At 51.3% G+C, this 18,766-nt stretch carries 18 protein-coding genes and 1 tRNA gene; 14 read left to right on the forward strand and 5 right to left on the reverse strand.

The window, feature by feature from the left end:
* Positions 1–77: 77 nt before the first annotated feature.
* Positions 78–1,055, forward strand: coding sequence for a Bug family tripartite tricarboxylate transporter substrate binding protein (locus tag AMM03_RS11485; protein WP_090131760.1), 978 nt, complete (start codon positions 78–80; stop codon positions 1,053–1,055).
* Between the two features lie 7 nt (positions 1,056–1,062).
* Here AMM03_RS11485 and AMM03_RS11490 read toward each other — a convergent pair whose 3' ends face one another.
* Complete coding sequence (locus AMM03_RS11490; RefSeq protein ID WP_090131761.1) at positions 1,063–1,560, reverse strand: cupin domain-containing protein; 498 nt, start codon at positions 1,558–1,560, stop codon at positions 1,063–1,065.
* A gap of 186 nt (positions 1,561–1,746) precedes the next feature.
* Between AMM03_RS11490 and AMM03_RS11495 the strand changes: the two genes are divergently transcribed.
* The 5 genes from AMM03_RS11495 (at position 1,747) to AMM03_RS11515 (ending at position 6,790) form a co-directional block, all read left to right on the forward strand.
* On the forward strand, positions 1,747–3,147 hold the full coding sequence (locus tag AMM03_RS11495; RefSeq protein ID WP_090131763.1) for a M20 family metallopeptidase: 1,401 nt from the start codon (positions 1,747–1,749) through the stop codon (positions 3,145–3,147).
* Positions 3,148–3,182: 35 nt separating this feature from the next.
* Entirely contained in the window at positions 3,183–3,689 is a 507-nt protein-coding gene (locus AMM03_RS11500; protein ID WP_090131765.1) for a DUF1993 domain-containing protein, read from the forward strand.
* Between the two features lie 46 nt (positions 3,690–3,735).
* On the forward strand, positions 3,736–5,364 hold the full coding sequence (locus AMM03_RS11505) for an FMN-binding glutamate synthase family protein (RefSeq protein WP_090131767.1): 1,629 nt from the start codon (positions 3,736–3,738) through the stop codon (positions 5,362–5,364).
* A gap of 96 nt (positions 5,365–5,460) precedes the next feature.
* Positions 5,461–6,483, forward strand: a complete 1,023-nt coding sequence (locus AMM03_RS11510; protein WP_090131769.1) for a hypothetical protein — start codon at positions 5,461–5,463, stop codon at positions 6,481–6,483.
* A gap of 22 nt (positions 6,484–6,505) precedes the next feature.
* On the forward strand, positions 6,506–6,790 hold the full coding sequence (locus tag AMM03_RS11515) for a DUF1840 domain-containing protein (protein WP_090131771.1): 285 nt from the start codon (positions 6,506–6,508) through the stop codon (positions 6,788–6,790).
* A gap of 10 nt (positions 6,791–6,800) precedes the next feature.
* Here AMM03_RS11515 and AMM03_RS11520 read toward each other — a convergent pair whose 3' ends face one another.
* A complete protein-coding gene (locus AMM03_RS11520) occupies positions 6,801–7,229 on the reverse strand; it encodes a DUF192 domain-containing protein (RefSeq protein ID WP_228764695.1) in 429 nt (142 codons plus the stop codon).
* Positions 7,230–7,363: 134 nt separating this feature from the next.
* On the opposite strand from AMM03_RS11520, the gene AMM03_RS11525 reads away from it, so the two are divergent.
* Positions 7,364–7,693 (forward strand): ATPase with chaperone activity, encoded by a 330-nt coding sequence (locus AMM03_RS11525; RefSeq protein WP_090132110.1) that lies wholly within the window; start codon positions 7,364–7,366, stop codon positions 7,691–7,693.
* 27 nt (positions 7,694–7,720) lie between these two features.
* Complete coding sequence (gene rng / locus AMM03_RS11530) at positions 7,721–9,196, forward strand: ribonuclease G (RefSeq protein WP_090131774.1); 1,476 nt, start codon at positions 7,721–7,723, stop codon at positions 9,194–9,196.
* 6 nt (positions 9,197–9,202) lie between these two features.
* On the opposite strand, the gene msbA is transcribed toward rng, so the two are convergent.
* The gene (gene msbA, locus AMM03_RS11535) at positions 9,203–10,993 is read right to left on the reverse strand and encodes a lipid A export permease/ATP-binding protein MsbA (protein ID WP_090131776.1); all 1,791 of its coding nucleotides are present in this window, start codon (positions 10,991–10,993) and stop codon (positions 9,203–9,205) included.
* A 65-nt stretch (positions 10,994–11,058) separates the two neighbouring features.
* On the opposite strand from msbA, the gene tolB reads away from it, so the two are divergent.
* The 6 genes from tolB (at position 11,059) to AMM03_RS11565 (ending at position 15,696) form a co-directional block, all read left to right on the forward strand.
* Complete coding sequence (gene tolB / locus AMM03_RS11540; protein WP_090131777.1) at positions 11,059–12,354, forward strand: Tol-Pal system beta propeller repeat protein TolB; 1,296 nt, start codon at positions 11,059–11,061, stop codon at positions 12,352–12,354.
* Between the two features lie 27 nt (positions 12,355–12,381).
* Positions 12,382–12,894: a peptidoglycan-associated lipoprotein Pal gene (gene pal / locus AMM03_RS11545; RefSeq protein WP_090131779.1), complete on the forward strand. Its 513-nt coding sequence runs from the start codon at positions 12,382–12,384 to the stop codon at positions 12,892–12,894.
* 13 nt (positions 12,895–12,907) lie between these two features.
* A complete protein-coding gene (gene ybgF / locus AMM03_RS11550; protein WP_090131780.1) occupies positions 12,908–13,687 on the forward strand; it encodes a tol-pal system protein YbgF in 780 nt (259 codons plus the stop codon).
* Positions 13,688–13,692: 5 nt separating this feature from the next.
* Positions 13,693–14,799 (forward strand): YeeE/YedE family protein, encoded by a 1,107-nt coding sequence (locus AMM03_RS11555; protein WP_090131782.1) that lies wholly within the window; start codon positions 13,693–13,695, stop codon positions 14,797–14,799.
* A 3-nt stretch (positions 14,800–14,802) separates the two neighbouring features.
* Positions 14,803–15,594, forward strand: a complete 792-nt coding sequence (locus tag AMM03_RS11560) for a tRNA threonylcarbamoyladenosine dehydratase (protein ID WP_090131784.1) — start codon at positions 14,803–14,805, stop codon at positions 15,592–15,594.
* Positions 15,595–15,620: 26 nt separating this feature from the next.
* Positions 15,621–15,696 (forward strand) — tRNA-Lys (locus AMM03_RS11565).
* Positions 15,697–15,791: 95 nt separating this feature from the next.
* Here the strand turns inward: AMM03_RS11565 and AMM03_RS11570 are convergent.
* Together AMM03_RS11570 and prmB are read right to left on the reverse strand one after the other, a co-directional pair.
* Entirely contained in the window at positions 15,792–17,807 is a 2,016-nt protein-coding gene (locus tag AMM03_RS11570) for an ABC-F family ATP-binding cassette domain-containing protein (protein ID WP_090131785.1), read from the reverse strand.
* 88 nt (positions 17,808–17,895) lie between these two features.
* Positions 17,896–18,765: a 50S ribosomal protein L3 N(5)-glutamine methyltransferase gene (gene prmB, locus AMM03_RS11575; RefSeq protein WP_090131788.1), complete on the reverse strand. Its 870-nt coding sequence runs from the start codon at positions 18,763–18,765 to the stop codon at positions 17,896–17,898.
* Between the last annotated feature and the right edge of the window lies 1 nt (position 18,766).

The raw sequence follows: 18,766 nt of genomic DNA on the forward strand, positions 1-18,766 counted from the left end.
GATTATGGCAAACCCGACTTGGAGAATGCCAAACTTGACGCAACAATCTCAAAAGCTTCAACTTCAGAAACAACCCCATGGCCTTTCACACCAAACACCTCATCAGCAGTTCCTTGGCTATCTTGCTTTCCCTGACGGGCTTGGCGCATGCCCAAGAAAAGTTTCCTAGTCGACAGGTGACTTTGGTAGTGCCCCAAGCGGCCGGTGGCGCCAATGACGCCATTGCGCGGGTAGTCGCGCAAAAGCTCTCGGACCAATGGGGTCAATCTGTGGTGGTGGAAAACAGACCCGGTGCAGGCGGCAACGTCGGAACAGCTTACGCTGCCAAAGCCAAAAATGATGGGTACACCTTGCTGGTGAACGCCGACAGCGCCCAAGTCATTAACCCGTTTTTGTATGCCAAGACGGGTTTCGATTCAGTCAAAGACTTTGAGCCAGTGGCACCTTTGGCCAAAGCCGGCTATGTGCTGGTGGCCAATCCCAGTTTGCCCGCCAATAACGTGGCAGAACTGATTGCCTTGGCCAAATCCAAGCCGGGTGCTTTGTCCATTGCCTCGGCTGGCAATGGCACTCTGAACCATTTGATTGGTGAGATGTTGCAAAAAGCCACTGACATTCAACTCCAGCACATTCCCTACAAAGGCGCTGCCGCAGCGGCGACCGACGTGGTGGGCGGGCAAGTGCCACTCTCTGTGCAAAGCATGCCATCTTCGATAGCATTCATTCGCTCTGGCAAACTCAAAGTCTTGGGGGTGGTCAATGAGAAGCGCTTGGCGGCCTTGCCAGATGCGCCTTCCATCGGTGAAACCGTGCCAGGTTTTGGTGCTACCCCTTGGTATGGCATGTTTGCGCCCGCTGGCACACCTAAAAACATCACCCTGCAAATTCAAAACGACATTGCCAAGGTCTTGGATTCGAAAGACGTTCAGGAAAGACTGGCCACTTTGGGTTGCGAGACGTTCAAGGGAACGGGCGACCAATTGGCCCAAATTGTGAAGTCTGACATGGTGCGTTGGGCCAAAATCGTCAAAGACTCTGGCGCCAAGATTGACTAAGCCTGGCCTACACGCCCCCTTGAGGGTGTGTCGGGTCGACCCATAGCACGTGCTCGGGTTTTTCTACGGGTTCGATGTCTAAGTTAACAGCCACGGCCTGACCGTCGCTGCGGCAAAGGACACACTCCAGTACTTCTGTGGCGCTGGCATTGATTTCTTGATGTGGCACGTAGGGCGGCACATAGATAAAGTCGCCTGGACCCGCTTCGGCCGTGAACTCCAGTTTGTCGCCCCAGCGCATGCGGGCGCGTCCTTTAATGACATAAATCACACTTTCTAAGGGGCCATGGTGGTGTGCACCCGTTTTGGCATTGGCATGAATGGTGACCGTGCCGGCCCACAATTTTTCAGCGCCGACGCGCGCAAAGTTGATCGCGGCTTTTCTGTCCATACCCGGCGTGGAGGGCACGTTGCCATCCAATTGATTGCCCGGTACAACTCTGACGCCTTCATGCTTCCACTTTGTAGCATCTGATCCATCGTGGCTGTGTGAATGATTTGACATATTGACTTTAACTATTAGTTAATTGACTGGTAGTTGCTCAACTATAGGTTGATTAACAATTTGTTGGATGGTTGAAAATTGATTTAATGACATTTTGAACGGAATTTAATCGTTTTGTACAGCGAAAAGACACTCTTGTGAAATTTGAGTTAGTCTGCAACTTTTGGTGATGATGAGTACAGAGACATGACCCGAGATGCTGCAATTCAATTGGCGAAAAATGCATTTGACGACGGAAGCTTTAAAAAAGAACTGACAAAGAGGATCAATCGGCCAACCGAAAGCCAAAATCCTGCCAGGCATCCCGAATTGTTGTCCTACATGGCGGAAGAATTACAGCCCGCTTTTGAAGCCATGGGCTTTGAATGCCAAAGTTTGACGCATCCGAAGGCCAAAGCGCCATTTTTGTATGCGCAACGCATTGAATCTCCCGACTTGCCAAGCGTCTTGGGCTACGGTCATGGCGATGTGATTCGAGGCCTTGAGTCTGAGTGGCGGGAGGGCCTGTCCCCATGGGCTTTGACAGAGCTAGAGGGCCGGTGGTACGGCCGCGGCATTGCCGACAACAAGGGGCAACATTCGGTCAACCTCCAAGCGCTTGCGTGCGTCTTGGCACAACGAGGCAGTCTGGGCTTTAACGCCAAATACCTCATTGAAATGGGTGAGGAAACGGGTTCCCCAGGGCTAAAGGAAGTGTGCCAAGACAATGCAGCGCTCTTAAAAGCTGATTTGTTGATTGCATCGGATGGCCCCCGTTTGAGTGCAGATCGGCCCACACTTTTCTTGGGTTCAAGAGGCTGCATCAATTTCGACCTCAGCATTGAATCGCGCGCAGGAGCTCACCATTCAGGCAATTGGGGTGGTCTGATATCGAATCCTGGTATTCAATTGGCGCACGCCATCAGTTGCATCGTCTCAGATCGCGGCGAAATCAAAGTACCCGAATGGAAGCCGGCTTCTTTGCCTGATGCTGTGCGGCGCGTGTTGGCCGATTGCCAAGTCGATGGCGGCGCTAATGGCCCCGCCATCGAGCCGGACTGGGGTCAACCAGGCTTAAGCCCTGCTGAGCGCGTTTTTGGATGGTGTTCCTTTGAGGTGCTGGCCTTTAAGACCGGCAATCCAGACAATCCAGTCAATGCCATTCCGCCCCGAGCCAAGGCAACTTGCCAGTTGCGATTTGTGGTGGGCATCGAAAGCGATGACATTTTGAGTGCGCTGCGCCGACACCTGGATCGACATGGTTTTGGCTATGTTCAAGTTAAAGCAAGTGGGGATGAGGTGTTCAAGGCCACGCGCATTGATCCCGATGATGCCTGGGTAAGCTGGGCTGCCAAGTCATTGCAAAAAACCACACAAAAAACACCCGCCATCTTGCCCAATTTGGGGGGCTCTTTGCCCAACGACATCTTCACAGATGTGCTGGGGCTGAAAACTGTTTGGGTGCCACACTCGTATCCTGGTTGTTCTCAGCATGCGCCCAACGAACATTTGCCCCCAGAGCTTTTGCGTGAAGCCTTGCAGGTCATGACGGGTCTCTACTGGGATCTGGGTGCAGGGGATACACCTCATAGCCGACTGCCCAGTTAAACCGCATACTCATTGTTAAATTTTTTGGAGAACTCATGCAAATTACGATGTACACCGCCAGCGTCCCGCGCTTGATCAATGGTCTTGTCAACCTGTCACATATTTTGGGGAAGGCTCAAGCGCACGCGGAAGCCAAAAAAATTGACCCCGTGGTGTTTGTGAATATGCGTCTTTATCCAGACATGTTTCCATTGAGTCGTCAGGTTCAAATTGCTTGCGATGTCTCTAAAGGCCTAGTGGCTCGGTTGGCTGGCGTTGAAATACCTGCCCACGAGGACACTGAAAAAGATCTCAAAGATTTGCAAGCGCGCATCGCCAAAACAATTGCTTTTCTAGAAACTTTCAAGCCGGAACAAATTGATGGCACCGAAGACAAAGACATCGTGGTGAAACGTGGTGAGAAAGAAACCCATTACAAGGGCATGCAGTTTTTGTTAGGCCATGGCTTGCCCAATTTGCATTTCCACACTACCACTACCTACAGCATGCTGCGTGCCAGTGGCGTTGAGCTCGGTAAATCCGATTACCTCGGCAAGATTTAAGACGACCTTTCATTGGAAGCGCGCCACTTAACTTTAGGAAGCAAACATGCTGAATTGGATTGATCAAAGGGTGCCTGTGCGCTTCGTTGCATTTTTTGCTGTGGTGGCGCTCTGGGTGCTCTCTGCTTTGCAATTGGTTGTGGGGCAGGCCAGTTTTCTTTGGGTTTTGTTGTTGACTGGCTTGGTTGCCTTGGGGGTCTATGACTTGCAGCAAACCGGTCACGCCATTTTGCGCAACTACCCCATCATTGGCCACTTGCGCTTTCTGCTTGAATTTGTTCGACCCGAATTGCGGCAATATTTCATTGAGGGCGATCACGACGCCGTGCCCTTTTCTAGATCGCAGCGCTCTTTGGTTTATGCCCGTGCCAAAGGACAGACAGACAAAGTTCCTTTTGGCACCCAAGTCGATGTTCATGCCTTAGGATACGAATGGTTAACGCATTCCATCAGTCCGTCCGTCATTGCCTCGCACAATTTCAGGGTGCAAGTGGGCGGCGCTCAATGCACCCAGCCTTACAGCATCAGCTTGTTCAATGTTTCGGCCATGAGTTTTGGTGCGCTGAGTGCCAATGCCGTCATGGCGCTGAATTTGGGTGCTAAAAAAGGTGGCTTTGCGCATGACACCGGCGAAGGCTCTATTTCGCGCTATCACCGAGAGCACGGGGGAGACCTGATTTGGGAAATTGGCTCCGGTTACTTTGGCTGTCGCAACGACGACGGCACTTTCAATGCCGAGAAATTCAAAAAGAATGCCTTGTCGCCCCAGGTCAAAATGATTGAAATCAAATTGAGTCAGGGTGCCAAGCCAGGTCATGGCGGGGTGTTGCCTGGACCCAAAGTAACGCCAGAAATTGCAGAGGCCCGTGGTGTGCCAGTGGGCGTCGACTGTATTTCACCTGCCGCCCACAGCAGTTTTTCAACACCCACCCAATTGCTTCAGTTTGTTCAGAGCTTGCGCGAGATGAGTGGTGGCAAACCGGTTGGATTTAAGTTGTGCATTGGACACCCTTGGGAATGGTTTGGCATAGCCAAAGCCATGACCACCACTGGCATCTTGCCCGACTTCATTGTGGTCGATGGCTCCGAGGGCGGTACAGGTGCTGCACCTTTGGAATTGACCGACCACATGGGCATGCCCATGTTGGAGGGTTTGCGTTTGGTTCACAATACCTTGGTGGGCTTGAATCTGCGGCAGCACATTCGATTGGGTGCCAGCGGCAAAATCATCAGCGGCTTTGATGTGCTTCGAACCGTGGCCTTGGGTGCCGACTGGTGCAACAGCGCCCGTGGTTTTATGTTTGCCTTAGGTTGCATCCAAGCTCAAACTTGCCACACAGGCAATTGCCCCACGGGTGTCACGACCCAAGATCCGAAGCGTCAAATTGCTTTGGTGGTACCCAACAAGTCAGAGCGTGTGCTGAATTTTCATCGGCATACCCTAGAGTCGGTGCAGGAATTGTTGCAAGCCACAGGTTTGAGCCAGCCATCCGATTTAAGTTTGAAGCACATCATGCGCCGCATGAGCGACCGTGACGTTAAAAATCTAGACAGTTTGATGCCTTCCGTGGCGCCTGGGTCTTTGCTGAATTCATACAACTTAACAGGCTTGTTTGAGCAGTATTGGGCTGACGCCAGCGCTGACCAATTTCAGTTGAAGGCGTCAGCTGAATAAGCTTGAAACCTCAAAGCGGTTTTTCTTGACTTGCGTCAATTGCAGATTGGCAAGGCCATGTAGGATTCAATTCAAATAGTGTTTCGATTTGAATTTATGAAGAATCTCATTGCTTTTGGGGTCAATCTGACTTTAGTATGTTTGTTCTTGGGCCTTACTGGTGTCAATGCGCAAGATGCAAAGTCCACCATACCAATGGATGCTGGCGCTAAAGTTGCGCAGCCTGCGGTGGTCAATATTTGGCCTCAAATTCCGTTTGTGCGAGGCAAAGATTTGTGCCAGTACCACGATGCCTATGGCAGGACAAAAAGCGAGCAAATGGCCGAACTGACAAACACCATTCGCAGCTTGATTCGCGAAGGTGTTGACTCCAGAAGCATGGTGGATTTGCTTAATGTCATAGACGATCAAATCAATCGCCAGCGCAGTATTGCTGGCAGCAGTCCAGGCATGGATGTCATGTTGGCAGGATCGGTTAAGGCTGCATTAGACAGGGTCTACCGCGAGCGCAGTCCACAAGTTAGACGATTCATATTTTTCAACCCTGCGCCTTTGAATGAATTGTTAAGGCAGATGCGAGACCCTCAAAAGCAGGTCGTTTGGGACCCTAAACTCATGCGCAACTTGTCTGGTGTAGCTTACGGCACTTATTCTTACGCGCCCAGTTGCCGGGGTGATTTGGTGGTGACCCTTCATGTCGACTTAACTTGTGGCAACACCTACCATTTTCAATCTCAGGGATATCCTGAGCAGGTCATGCAAAGCATTGGGCAGCAAATTTTTGAAGCTTTTCAGCAAACGCAATTTCCTTCCAAAGTCAAAATAGGTGGCAAACAATTGGAACTCGTTGGCGCACCAGGATCGACGATTGGCAAAGCACCCTCTACACGTTCGGCTGAATTGGCCTGCAAAGCCATTCAAGCGCGTTTACCTACTGCTGACGAGTACGAATACTTGTCCAATTTAGGTGACTGGAATGGTGGTGTCACGTGCAGCAGAAACAAGCTGTGGGCCATGGAAGCAAACAAAGTCATGGCGCCCGATTTGCCCAACCCGTCTCCTGTTCGTTCGGTTTTTGAGTTTCCGGGCCAAGAGTTTTTTTATTACTGTGTGCGTTAATGGTCCCTCACTGAAAGTCCTTATGCTCTACAAATTCAAATCCAAAGCCACAGGCGACCTCATTATGTTGGAGCCCGATGCCAAAAGGCTTCTCAAAATCATGGGCCGAGAAGATCAGGTCAAGGGTATCTTTGTGGTGGACCAACTGTCTGCTGCCATGGCTGCCCTTGAGAGCGCCATTGAACAAGAGGAGGCGCAAGGCAAGTTAGAACCCAAACAAGTACCGCTGCGCAATCGAAGTCAGCCGATGCTGAAAATGCTCAAGACCTGTTTGGACAAGTCAGTTGACGTAGTCTGGGGCGTCTAAGCAGGGGCGCTTATTTGCTAAAGCTTGGCCCAGACAGTTTGTAGCCTGCCTGGATATTTCTTTTGGCAAACCAGCCTTGGTTCATTTCTAAAACAAAACGTACAGGCTTTTTGGAGCAATGTGATTCGTCAGACTGTGGCTTCATGTCTGCCAAGTTGACGATGGTGCCATCGTCTGCCACAAAAGCTGCCGTCAAAGGCAAAAGGGTGTTTCGCATCCAGAAGCATTGCACGGCCGCTTGCTCAAAAATAAACAACATGCCTTCGTTTTGGGGCATTTCTTTGCGCCACATGAGCCCAATTTGACGTTGTTCAAAATCTTGAGCCACTTGCGCTTGAATCAGATGCATGCCCGCATTCAGGGTGATGCGAGGCAGTTGGGTTTGAGGCACACCTTGACCGAATGCATTGAGGCTGGCCAAAGAGCACGTCAACAGCATCAGCAAGGGCTTTAAAAACTTGAAACTGGCTTTGAACTTTGACATAGATCGAATATTGAGGGTGTCCGAATTCTGAAACGTGGGTGCTTTAGAAGCCTTAAATTGTGACTGATTATGTGGCTAGAATGAATTGCATGTATGAAGAAAACCAAAGCTTTGTCCCAGAGTCTTTCATGGCGCTGTATTTGGACAAGGGCCGATTCAAGCCTTCCTTGCCCAGACAGGAACTGACAGCGCGTTACGAAATGTGCGAAGACTTGGCGCAGCTTCTGGTCAATACAGCCAGCAATCAGCAATTTGAATTGGGCATTACAGAAGACGATGCCCTAGAGCGGTGTTGGCGGGGCCTGCTAGTGTCGCCCGATGTCACCACCCCCGATGAGGCTTTTTGGGTGATCTGTCGCTTGGCAGAGTTGCTATCATGGCCACTTCCTACGTCCCCTTGGCCAAACGAATCAGTTTGAGGCTGGTCAGAACGAGAACAAAGAGACATGCAACAAGATATTTTGATCAATTGGTCGCCGCAAGAAACCCGCGTGGCCGTGGTGGAGCAGGGCGCTGTTCAAGAGTTGCATGTGGAGCGAACCTTAGAGCGAGGCTTGGTGGGCAATGTCTATTTGGGCAAAGTTGCTCGAGTCTTGCCTGGCATGCAATCGGCCTTCATCGACATTGGGCTTGAGCGAGCTGCATTTTTGCACGTGGCCGATGTGTGGCACCGCCAGCCTGAGGGTGAACCGCCCCAGGTGGCCCGCAGTACACAGCCTTTGATTCCTATTGAGAAGCAAGTGTTTGAAGGTCAGGCCCTGATGGTGCAGGTCATCAAGGACCCCATCGGAACCAAGGGTGCTAGGTTGTCGACCCAAATTAGCATCGCTGGCAGGCACCTTGTTTTTCTGCCGCAAGACGACCACATCGGCGTATCCCAAAAAATTCCGACCGAACAACGCGACGCCCTCCGGCAGCGCTTGCAAAACTTGGTGGGAGATCAAGGCGGCGGCTTTATTTTGCGGACCAATGCCGAAGATTCGACTGATGCTGAGCTGGGTGAAGACATTGCCTACCTGAGAAAAACTTGGGCACGAATCAAAGATGCTTCCGTTAAATTGCCAGCCCAATCTTTGTTGCATCAGGACTTGACGCTGCTGCAAAGGGTGCTCAGAGACCTGGTCAGTGAGGCCACTCAAACCATTCGCATTGACTCCAAAGAGCAGTTTGAAATGCTGTCTCAGTTTGCCAAAGAATACATGCCGGCCTCTTCTGCGCGATTGCAGCTGTACAAAGGCGAACGGCCCATTTTTGATTTGTACGCCATCGACGAAGAAGTGGCCAAGGCCTTAGGCAGGCGAGTTGATTTGAAGTCGGGCGGATATCTCATCATTGATCAAACCGAAGCACTCACCACTGTCGATGTGAATACCGGTGGCTACGTTGGCGCGCGAAATTTTGACGACACCATTTTCAAGACCAACTTAGAAGCTGCGCATGCTATTGCACGCCAATTGCGTCTGCGCAATTTGGGCGGCATCATCATTGTCGATTTCATTGACATGTCGCGCGATGAGCATCAGGCGGCCGTTTTAGATGAATTTAAAAAACAACTGGCCAGAGACCGGGTCAAAACCATGGCTGGTGGGTTTTCACAATTGGGTCTGCTGGAGATGACGCGCAAACGTACGCGCGAATCTTTGTCGCATATGTTGTGTGAGCCATGCCCAAGTTGCGAGGGCAAAGGCATTGTCAAAACCACCCGAACCGTGGTTTATGACATCTTGCGCGAAATTTTGCGTGAGGCTCGTCAATTCAATCCGCGTGAATTTAGAGTGGTGGCAGCACCCAGCGTCATTGAGTTGTTATTGGACGAAGAAAGCCAGCATTTGGCGGCACTGTCTGATTTCATTGCCAAACCCATTTCGCTTCAAAGCGAGACAGCCATGGGCCAAGAACAATACGATGTTGTATTGCTCTAAATAAAATCAAATTTCTGCTTTGTGATGCAGCTTGGCGTAGGGGCCATTTGCCAATAGTAAATCTGAGTGTCGTCCTTGCTCCACAATGTGTCCCTGAGCCATCACTACCACACGGTCTGCATGTTCGATGGTTGAAAGTCTGTGCGCAATGATCAAGGTGGTTCGGCCCTGCATGAGTTTTTGCAAAGCGTCTTGTACCAATCGTTCTGACTCGTTGTCGAGTGCTGAGGTGGCCTCATCCAAGATCAAAATGGGTGCGTCTTTGTACAAGGCGCGGGCAATGGCCAAACGTTGGCGTTGACCACCCGACAATTGGGTTGCGTTGTGGCCCAGTGGTGTATCCATGCCATGGCTTAAGCGTTGAATGTGCTCTGACAAATTGGCAGCTTCTAAACAGCGTTGAATTTTGTCGCGATCAATGGCTTGGCCCAATGCGATGTTGGCAGCCACCGTGTCGTTCATCATGATCACGTCTTGGCTGACCAATGCAAATTGAGCTCGCAGTTGATTCAATGGCCATGCTTCAATGGGCTGGCCCATGATGCTAATTTGACCACTCTGGGGCAGCACAAAACGTGGCAACAAATTGATCAAAGTCGTTTTGCCAGAGCCCGATGCACCTACAAAAGCCACCGTTTCGCCATTGGCAATTTTCAGACTAATTTGCTGAAGTGCGTGTGGTACATCTTCTTTGTATTGAACGGTGACGTCCTTGAGTTCAACGCTTGGGGAGGACAGGCTTGATGCTCCCGTGCCGTTACTTGAAGGGTGGGTAACTCCTTCGCCCTGGGCTTCAACCTTGACGTCTTCAAGCAGCTTCAAGCCTCGCTCAAGGGCAGCCAAGCCGCGAGTGATCGGTGTGGCCACATCTGCCAAGCGCTTGATGGGTGAAACCAACATGAGCATAGCCGTAATGAAAGCCACAAACCCGCCCACGGTTGAACCTTGCATTCCTGTCCGACTTTGAATGAGCGCAACCACCAAGACCACGGACAGCGCAATGGCGGCCATGAGTTGCGTAAGGGGAGACATGGCCGCCGAGGCGATGGTCGATTTCAGGGCCAAACTGCGCAGCTTTTGGCTCAGCACTTTGAACCGATCTAATTGGCTAGCCTGCGCCCCATGCAATCGAACCACACGGTGCGCCAGCACATTTTCTTCGACCACGTATGCCAAATCGTCAGTGGCGGTTTGGCTGTCTTTGGTCAGTCTATAAAGCCGCTTGGACAACTTCTTCATGATCCATGCCGTACCGGGCACCACTATGAAGACCAACAAGGTGAGCTTCCAATTGAGAAAAAACAAATAAGCCACAAGGGCAATCAAGGTAAAGCCATCTCTGGACAGGCCCAACAAAGCCGCAATCAATTGATTAGCGCCCGTTTGAACCTCATAGACCAGGGTATTGGACAGGGCGCTGGCGGATTGTTTGGTAAACAGCGACATTTCGGCTTGAACCAAGCGCTGAAACAAGGCTTCGCGCAAAGCTTTCATGCCGTCATTGGCGATGCGTGCCAGGGCATATTGCGAAAGAAAGAAGGCCGCACCTCTGACCAGAAAAATACCGATCACGGCAGTGGGGACCATCCACAGCGGAAAGGTGTTCTCGGAAAATCCCTCGTCTAGCAGTGGTTTAAAGAGGGCGGGAATGAGGGGCTCAGTGCTTGCAGCCACCAAGGTGGCCAAGATGGCTAGAACCCACGAGGCGCGCTGCTGGCCAAAATAGGGCCAAAGTCTGCGCATCCGCTTGTAAAAAGGCAGATCCTTTTGGGGACTTTCAGCGGGGGTTTGTGTCATTAAATTGATTTTAGCGCGTGTCACAATGCTAAATTAATGCTGTTGCTTCAACTTTATCTATCCGAATGAACCATTCATCGAACTTTTTGACCACTTTCAACCGCTTGTTGGGGCTGTTGATCGCCATGTGCTGTTTGACGCCGCTGTTTGCTTTGGCTCAGTTCAAAGTGGACGTGTCGGGTGTGGGTATGACGCAAGTTCCAATCACGGTGGCCACTTTCAAGGGTGAGGAATCTGCGCCCCAAAAAACCTCGGCCATTGTGTTGGCAGACTTAGAAAGAAGCGGCCAATTTAGATCGGTGCTCATGTCAGGTTTGACAATGGATGAGCTCAGTCGCCCCGATTTTCAGCAATTTCGTCAAAAAAGTGCCGACGCCTTGCTGACAGGCAGTGCCACCCGATTGGCAGATGGTCGGTATGAAATTCGTGCCAAGTTATGGGACGTGGTGGCAGGCCAGGAGCGCGGCGACTATCGTGAGACTGTTGCTGCGGCTGACCTTCGCTTGTCTGGACATCGCTTGGCCGATTGGGTCTACGAAAAGCTCACGGGTGATAAAGGCGTCTTTGCCACGCGCATTGCCTACATCACCAAAACGGCTGGTAAATACAGTTTGTGGATTGCGGACTCTGATGGTGAAAACGCGCAATCAGCTTTGACCAGTTCTGAGCCCATCATTTCACCAGCATGGTCGCCCAAGGGCAATCAGCTTGCTTATGTGTCTTTCGAATCACGCAAGCCAGTGATTTATGTTCACGAATTGGCCACCGGCAAGCGCCGTGTCATGGCCAATTTCAGGGGCTCTAACAGTGCGCCTGCTTGGGCCCCAGATGGTCGAAGTTTGTTGGCCACCCTTAGCCGGGACGGCGGCTCTCAGTTGTACCAAATTGATGTGGCCAGTGGCGAAGCCAAACGCATCACGCAAAGCCCTGGCATTGACACAGAGCCCACTTACACGCCAGATGGCAGCGCCATTTATTTCGTCTCTGATCGAGGCGGCAGCCCCCAAATTTACAGAACCCCTGCCATGGGTGGGCCGGTAGAAAGAGTCACATTTGGCGGAAGTTACAATATCTCACCTGCACTGAGCCCAGATGGGCGTTGGTTAACTTATGTCAGCCGTGTTGGGGGGCAGTTCAAAGTTCAGGTTTTGAACTTAAGCAGCGGCCAGGCCAATGCCATCACTGATACCACAGCCGATGAGCGTCCTAGCTTTGCCCCTAACAGCAAGTTGATTGTGTTTGCCACTGTGCTTCAAGGTCGCGAGGCCCTCATGACCACCACCCTGGACGGTAAGATTAAAGCCAAACTGTCTGGACAAAGCGGTGACATTCGTGAGCCAGCTTGGGGCCCTTACCGATAAACGAATCAGATTTTTTTTGGAGTTTTTATGATCAAACGCAGTTTTTGGATTTTGGCCCTGACCGCCGCACTGGCAGCATGTTCTTCAGGCGTCAAATTGAACGACGTACCTGTTGAAGACAAAGCCGCGTCGGCCAACGATAGCGCCAACACTGCTCAAAGCACTGTGGCACCCGTGGTCAGCAGCAACGCCAACGTTCAAGGAGTTGCACCAGCTGGCGTCAACGTGGTGTACTTCGATTACGACAGCTTTACCCTGAAGCCTGAAGCGCGCGCCGTCTTGGAGCGCAACGCCGCTCATTTGCAAGCCAACAAAAAATTCAAAGTTCAGTTGGAAGGCCATACCGATGAGCGCGGTGGTCGTGAATACAACTTGGCTTTGGGTCAAAAACGTGCAGAAACTGTTCGCCGTGCATTGACTTTGCTGGGTGTGAGCGACGCTCAAGTTGAAGCCGTGAGTTTTGGTAAAGAGAAGCCTGCAGCAGCAGGTGCCGACGAAGCCGCCTACGCCAAAAATCGTCGCGTTGAAATCAAATATTGATCAGTGACAACCCATGCGCACCCGCTTCAACTTTCAAGCTTCTAAACTTGTTTTAGTGACATTGGCTTTAGGTGCCTCCTTAGGCGCCCATGCCGCTTTGTTTGGAGACGATGAAGCGCGTCGCGCTATCTTGGACTTGCGTCAAAAACTTGATGCAACTCAGCAAAGCTTCAAAACCCAAGTTCAAACCCAGTCCGAAGAAATTGCTGTTTTGCGACGTGCTTTATTTGATTTACAAAACCAAATTGAAGCACTCAAAGCCGATCAGTCAAAGATGCGTGGCGCCAACGAGCAATTGATCAAAGAGCTTTCAGAACTGCAAATCAAACAAAAAGATGTGGTTCAATCGGTTGACTCTCGACTTTCAAAATTTGAACCCATCAAGGTGGTTTTGGATGGTTTGGAATTTCAGGCTGATCCCGCCGAAAAGAAAGAATTTGACACGGCGCTGGCCGTATTCCGTACGGGCGATTTTGCGGCCGCCCAATTGAGCATGCTGAATTTCTTGCGTCGCTATCCAACCAGTGGCTACGCAGCATCCAGCCTGTTTTGGATTGGCAACGCACAGTACGCCACCAAAGATTACAAAGAATCCGTGATCAATTTCCGCAAACTGTTAAGCATTGCGCCCCAGCACACGCGTGCACCTGAGGCCATGTTGGCCATCTCCAATTGCCTGGTTGAATTGAAAGACATTAAGGGTGCTCGCAAAGCCATGGAAGAGTTGGTTGCAGCGCATCCGAGTACAGATGCCGCTCAAACTGCCAAAGACCGTTTAGCGCGACTTCGTTAACTCACATGGATGCCGCACAGCTAGACCAACTTCAGCTGGCTGTTTGGGGTTCAGCCGGCCTGGTGTCGTTTTTGTTTGGCTGGGTACTACACCGCACACATTTTTGTACCATGGGTGCCGTCAGTGATGCCGTCATCATGGGCAGTTTTGATCGATTGCGTCAGTGGGTCTTGGCCATCGCTGTTGCAATTTTAGGTTTCGGCCTCATGAGTTATGCAGGTCTCATCAGCCCACTCAACACCATCTATCCAGCCCAATCAGCGCCTTGGCTTGCGGTGATGCTAGGTGGTCTTTTGTTTGGGTGGGGCATGGTATGGAGTTCTGGCTGTGGTTCCAAGTCATTGGTTCGCTTGGGTGGTGGCAACTTGAAGTCACTGGTCGTTGTGGTCACGATGGGCTTGGCTGCTTTGGTCACCTTGAAAGGCGTCTTAGCCGTCGCTCGCGTCAAATCGATTGAACCCGTGCAGATCGAAATGTCGCAGGGCTTGTTTGCTGGGCAGTGGGCCGCTGGGGCTTTGAACGCAACGTTGCCACTAGGTATGTTGTGGGCTTCTGTCTTTGCCAGTTTCCTCTTGTTTCTCTGGATCTTCAAAGATCGTCATTTCATTTCAATGCGCAATTTGCTGGCAGGCGTGTCTGTTGGCCTGCTTGTTTGTGCCATGTGGTGGGTGTCTGGCGTTTTAGGGCATGGCTTAGAACATCCCGAAACCCTTGAAGAATTTTTCTTGGCCACCTCCAGCCGAAAAATGGAGTCCTTCAGTTTGACGGCACCTCTGGCCTTGGGACTGGATGCGCTTTTGTATTTCAGCGATGGCACCAAGCGACTCACCATTGGCATGATTAGTGTGCTGGGCATTGTATTGGGCGCGTATGCCAGCGCCAAACAACAAGGCAGTTTTCGGTGGGAGGGGTTCTCAAACACTCCCGATTTGAAGCGCCATCTTTTCGGCGGATGCTTGATGGGCGTGGGGGCAGTCTTGGCCATTGGCTGTTCAATTGGCCAGGGGCTAAGCGGTATCTCAACGCTCAACTTCCTGAGTATTTTGGCCACCGTCTCTATCGTGATCGGTGCGTTTTTGGCTTTGCAATACGACTTGAAGAAAGCCGTCTAAGGCATGATGCAAGCCAGAAGATTTGGCGGAATGGATCGTTTGTATGGCGTTGTCGGCGCAGCCAACATTGCCAAAGCGCATGTGCTGATTGTGGGTATTGGCGGGGTGGGCTCTTGGGTGGCAGAGTCCCTAGCGCGAAGTGGTGTGGGAGAAATCTCTTTGGTGGACATGGACCATGTGGCCGAGTCCAACATCAACCGACAAATTCATGCCTTAGAGAGCACGCTGGGGATGGCCAAGGTCACGGCCATGAAAGAAAGAATTTCGCAGATCAATCCTCAATGCTTGGTGCATACCGTGGATGATTTTGTAACGCCAGAAAACTGGATCGCTTTGATTCAAGATTTACAAGCGTCCCCAACAACACGCTCGCCTTTAAGCGCTGTGATTGATGCTTGCGATCAGGTTAAGTCCAAAGTGGCTATGGCCGACTGGGCTATTCGGCAGAAAAAATTCTTTGTCACGCTGGGCGCAGCAGGTGGCAAACGCCAAGCCCACTTGGTTGAACAAGCCGACTTGTCCAAGGTGACGCACGATCCCTTATTGGCCCAAGTCAGGTACCGCCTTAGAAAAGAAAGAAGTGCGCCCAAAGATGGCGCCAAGATGGGGGTCCTTTGTGTTTTCAGCAGAGAAAATGTGGCGCCGCCCGATCCGTCATGTCAAATTGAGGGCGATGGCAGTTTGAACTGCCATGGTTATGGGTCGGTGGTCACGGTCACCGCCAGCTTTGGCATGGTGGCTTCTTCATTGACTTTAAATTTTCTTGCAGAAGGCTTGATAAAGTCAAAAATATGACGCTATAATTTAAGGCTTGAGTAGATGGGTCGGTAGCTCAGTCGGTAGAGCAGCGGACTTTTAATCCGTTGGTCGCGAGTTCGAATCTCGCCCGACCCACCAAATACTCAAACCCTTTTAAAACCCACATCGCGCAAGCTGTGTGGGTTTTTTCTTTGGGGTTTAAAACCCTTTGCAAGAGCAAAATCAAGCAAGGCTTAAGCAGAGGCGCTTAACTGCTCAAGTTCCTCAGTCCATGCCAGCCATTGCACTTCTAAGTTTTCCAGCTCATTCTGAATGGTTTTGAGTTGCTTGCCCACTTCGGCTATTTCTGGCGGTGGCAGTGGTGTGGTCAGCTTGGTTTCGAGTGCTAGCTTTTGGGCTTCGAGTTGTGCCATTTTTTGGTCGGCTTGCTCGATCGATTTCTTCAAAGGCTTTTCGAGCGCCGATTTTTGTTGACGCAGCAAAGCGTCTTGTTTTTTCTGCTCAGGTGTTCTGTTGGGCACTGCAGGTTTAGCTTCGATGGGTGCGGCTTTGATTGCTTCAGCCGGCTTGGCCATCTGGATTGAAGCACTGGCCTCATGGGCTTCATTGGCCTCATTGGCTTTAGCTTCTTCACGCAGTCGCTTGGATTCGTCCAACAAATAGCGTTGGTAATCATCGAGGTCGCCATCAAAGGGCTTGATCTCGCCACGACCCACCAACCAGAATTCGTCACACACCGCACGCAGCAAGGCACGATCGTGACTGACCAGCATGACGGTGCCTTCAAATTCATTGAGGGCCATTGACAAGGCTTCGCGTGTGGCCAAATCTAAGTGATTGGTTGGCTCGTCCAGCAGCAACAGGTTGGGGCGTTGCCACACAATCATGGCCAACACCAGGCGGGCTTTTTCGCCACCGCTCATGGAGCCCACAGTTTGCTTGACCATGTCGCCAGAAAAGTTGAAGGTGCCCAAAAAGTTGCGCAAATCTTGTTCGCGTGAAGACTGACCTGGTGTTGCGCCCAATTCCTTCACCAGTCGAATCATGTGCTCCAAAGGGTTGTCGTTGGGGTGCAAAACATCCAGTTCTTGCTGCGCAAAATAACCAATGTTCAAGCCTTTGCCTTCGGTAATTTCGCCTGACAAAGCTTTGATGCTGCGTGCAATGGTTTTGACCAAGGTCGATTTACCTTGTCCGTTGGCGCCCAAAATACCAATGCGTTGTCCCGCCAACACAGACTTGTTGACGTCTCGCACAATGACCTTGTGGGTGTCATCCACCTGGTAACCAAGGTTGGCATGGGAGATCGCCAGCATGGGATTGGGCAGGTTGACGGGTTCTTTAAATTCAAACGTGAAGTCTGCATCGGCCAGCACCGGTGCAATTTTTTCCATGCGTTCCAATGCCTTGACACGGCTTTGCGCTTGTTTGGCTTTGCTGGCCTTCGCCTTGAAGCGGTCGATGAACTTTTGCAAATGCGCAATCTTGTCTTGCTGTTTTGAAAAAGAGGCCTGTTGCAGTTCAAGTTGCTGTGATCGCAATGTTTCGAAGGCGCTGTAATTGCCGCCATAGCGGTTCAGTTTGGCATGCTCAATGTGCAAGGTGACATCGGTGACGGCATCCAAAAACTCTCGGTCGTGGCTGATCACAATCATGGTGCCAGCGTAACGCTTTAGCCAAGCCTCAAGCCAAACCAAGGCATCCAAATCCAAGTGGTTGGTAGGCTCGTCTAGCAGCAACAAATCAGATGGGCACATCAGGGCTCGGGCCAATTGCAAACGCATGCGCCAGCCACCCGAAAAACTGTTGACCGGTTGATCCAGTTCGGAAGACCTAAAGCCCAATCCCAAAATGAGGGCCTGTGCGCGGGGCACAGCATCGTGTTCACCGGCATCGGCCAAATCGACGTGGGCATGGGCCATGGCCATACCATCTTCGGCTTCTTCGGCGGCGTGCAATATGGCGCGCAGTTCGCCCAGCCTAGTGTCACCCCCCAGTACAAAATCAGTGGCGCTTTCGTCTGTTTCGGGCATGTTTTGGGCCACCTGGGCCATGCGCCATTGTTTAGGCATCGAGAAGTCGCCGCCATCCTCGTGAAGCATGCCATTGAACAGCGCAAACAAAGTAGATTTGCCCGCGCCATTGCGGCCGACGAGGCCGACTTTTTCGCCAGGATTGATCGTGACCGATGCGGCATCTAGCAAGACTTTGGCGCTGCGACGCAGGGTGACGTTTTTAAGTTGAATCATGTAATGGTTTTCGCTTCGGCAGACCAGACAGGTTGCCGAGATCAATCAGTGGTTAAGGCGGTTGTAAAAAATCGTGAAATGCAGGGGCTCAGGGCTTGAACTTAAGCAATGCTTCGCGGGTCAGTAATAAAACTTGATCTTCGCCCGCGCTGGTTTCTAACCATACGGCTTCAAGTGTTGGAAAAGCTGTTTCAAAGTGCTCGCGTTCGTTGCCAATTTCCAAAACCAAAATGGCTTCGAGGTTCATGTGATTCGGTAAATCATTGAACAACTGGCGGACAAAGTCCATTCCATCTTCGCCCCCAGCCAAAGCCAATTCTGGCTCGGCCAAAAACTCTTTGGGCAACGCATTCATACTGGCCTGGCAAACATAGGGCGGATTGCAAACAATGCAATCAAAAGCGCCAGGCACATTTTTCAAGCCATCGCTTTGCACCAGTTTCACGCGGTCTTGCAGTGCATGTTTGGCAACATTGATTTTGGCCACTTCAAGGGCATCTTCAGAAATGTCTGCGCCCACCACCGACACATCGGGGTAGGCCATGGCACAAATAACGGCCAAGCTGCCATTGCCCGTGCACAGGTCTAAAAATTGGTGGCTGCTTTCTTTGAGCCATCCATCAAAGGCACCCTCGGCAATGAGCTCGGCAATGAAGCTTCTGGGAACAATGCTGCGCTCGTCAACATAAAAAGGGATGCCCTGCAGCCAAGCCTCTTGCGTGAGATAAGCCGCAGGTTTGCGAGTGGCAATTCTTTGCTGAATCAAATTTTGGCAAGCTGCAACTTGAGAGGCATCGACAGTAGTTTCATTAGCAACTTCTGTGTCCAGCGGCATTTGAAGTTGCCACAAGATGAGCCAGGTGGCTTCATCGTGTGCATTCAAGGTGCCGTGGCCAAAAGCCACTTTCGCTTGGTCAAGTTGTGCCGCACCCTGTTGGATGAGTTGAGTGAGTTTCATG

It is taken from the genome of Limnohabitans sp. Rim11 (assembly GCF_001269365.1).
Taxonomy (GTDB): domain Bacteria; phylum Pseudomonadota; class Gammaproteobacteria; order Burkholderiales; family Burkholderiaceae_C; genus Limnohabitans_A.

Coding starts and splice junctions, on each gene's coding strand:
- prmB (WP_090131788.1), bottom strand. CDS start 18,765: ATGAAACTCACTCAACTCATCCAACAGGGTGCGGCACAACTTGACCAA.
- AMM03_RS11495 (WP_090131763.1), top strand. CDS start 1,747: ATGACCCGAGATGCTGCAATTCAATTGGCGAAAAATGCATTTGACGAC.
- msbA (WP_090131776.1), bottom strand. CDS start 10,993: ATGACACAAACCCCCGCTGAAAGTCCCCAAAAGGATCTGCCTTTTTAC.
- AMM03_RS11520 (WP_228764695.1), bottom strand. CDS start 7,229: ATGCTGTTGACGTGCTCTTTGGCCAGCCTCAATGCATTCGGTCAAGGT.
- AMM03_RS11490 (WP_090131761.1), bottom strand. CDS start 1,560: ATGTCAAATCATTCACACAGCCACGATGGATCAGATGCTACAAAGTGG.
- AMM03_RS11560 (WP_090131784.1), top strand. CDS start 14,803: ATGATGCAAGCCAGAAGATTTGGCGGAATGGATCGTTTGTATGGCGTT.
- AMM03_RS11500 (WP_090131765.1), top strand. CDS start 3,183: ATGCAAATTACGATGTACACCGCCAGCGTCCCGCGCTTGATCAATGGT.
- AMM03_RS11515 (WP_090131771.1), top strand. CDS start 6,506: ATGCTCTACAAATTCAAATCCAAAGCCACAGGCGACCTCATTATGTTG.
- tolB (WP_090131777.1), top strand. CDS start 11,059: ATGAACCATTCATCGAACTTTTTGACCACTTTCAACCGCTTGTTGGGG.
- AMM03_RS11555 (WP_090131782.1), top strand. CDS start 13,693: ATGGATGCCGCACAGCTAGACCAACTTCAGCTGGCTGTTTGGGGTTCA.
- AMM03_RS11525 (WP_090132110.1), top strand. CDS start 7,364: ATGTATGAAGAAAACCAAAGCTTTGTCCCAGAGTCTTTCATGGCGCTG.
- pal (WP_090131779.1), top strand. CDS start 12,382: ATGATCAAACGCAGTTTTTGGATTTTGGCCCTGACCGCCGCACTGGCA.
- AMM03_RS11485 (WP_090131760.1), top strand. CDS start 78: ATGGCCTTTCACACCAAACACCTCATCAGCAGTTCCTTGGCTATCTTG.
- AMM03_RS11570 (WP_090131785.1), bottom strand. CDS start 17,807: ATGATTCAACTTAAAAACGTCACCCTGCGTCGCAGCGCCAAAGTCTTG.
- rng (WP_090131774.1), top strand. CDS start 7,721: ATGCAACAAGATATTTTGATCAATTGGTCGCCGCAAGAAACCCGCGTG.
- AMM03_RS11510 (WP_090131769.1), top strand. CDS start 5,461: ATGAAGAATCTCATTGCTTTTGGGGTCAATCTGACTTTAGTATGTTTG.
- ybgF (WP_090131780.1), top strand. CDS start 12,908: ATGCGCACCCGCTTCAACTTTCAAGCTTCTAAACTTGTTTTAGTGACA.
- AMM03_RS11505 (WP_090131767.1), top strand. CDS start 3,736: ATGCTGAATTGGATTGATCAAAGGGTGCCTGTGCGCTTCGTTGCATTT.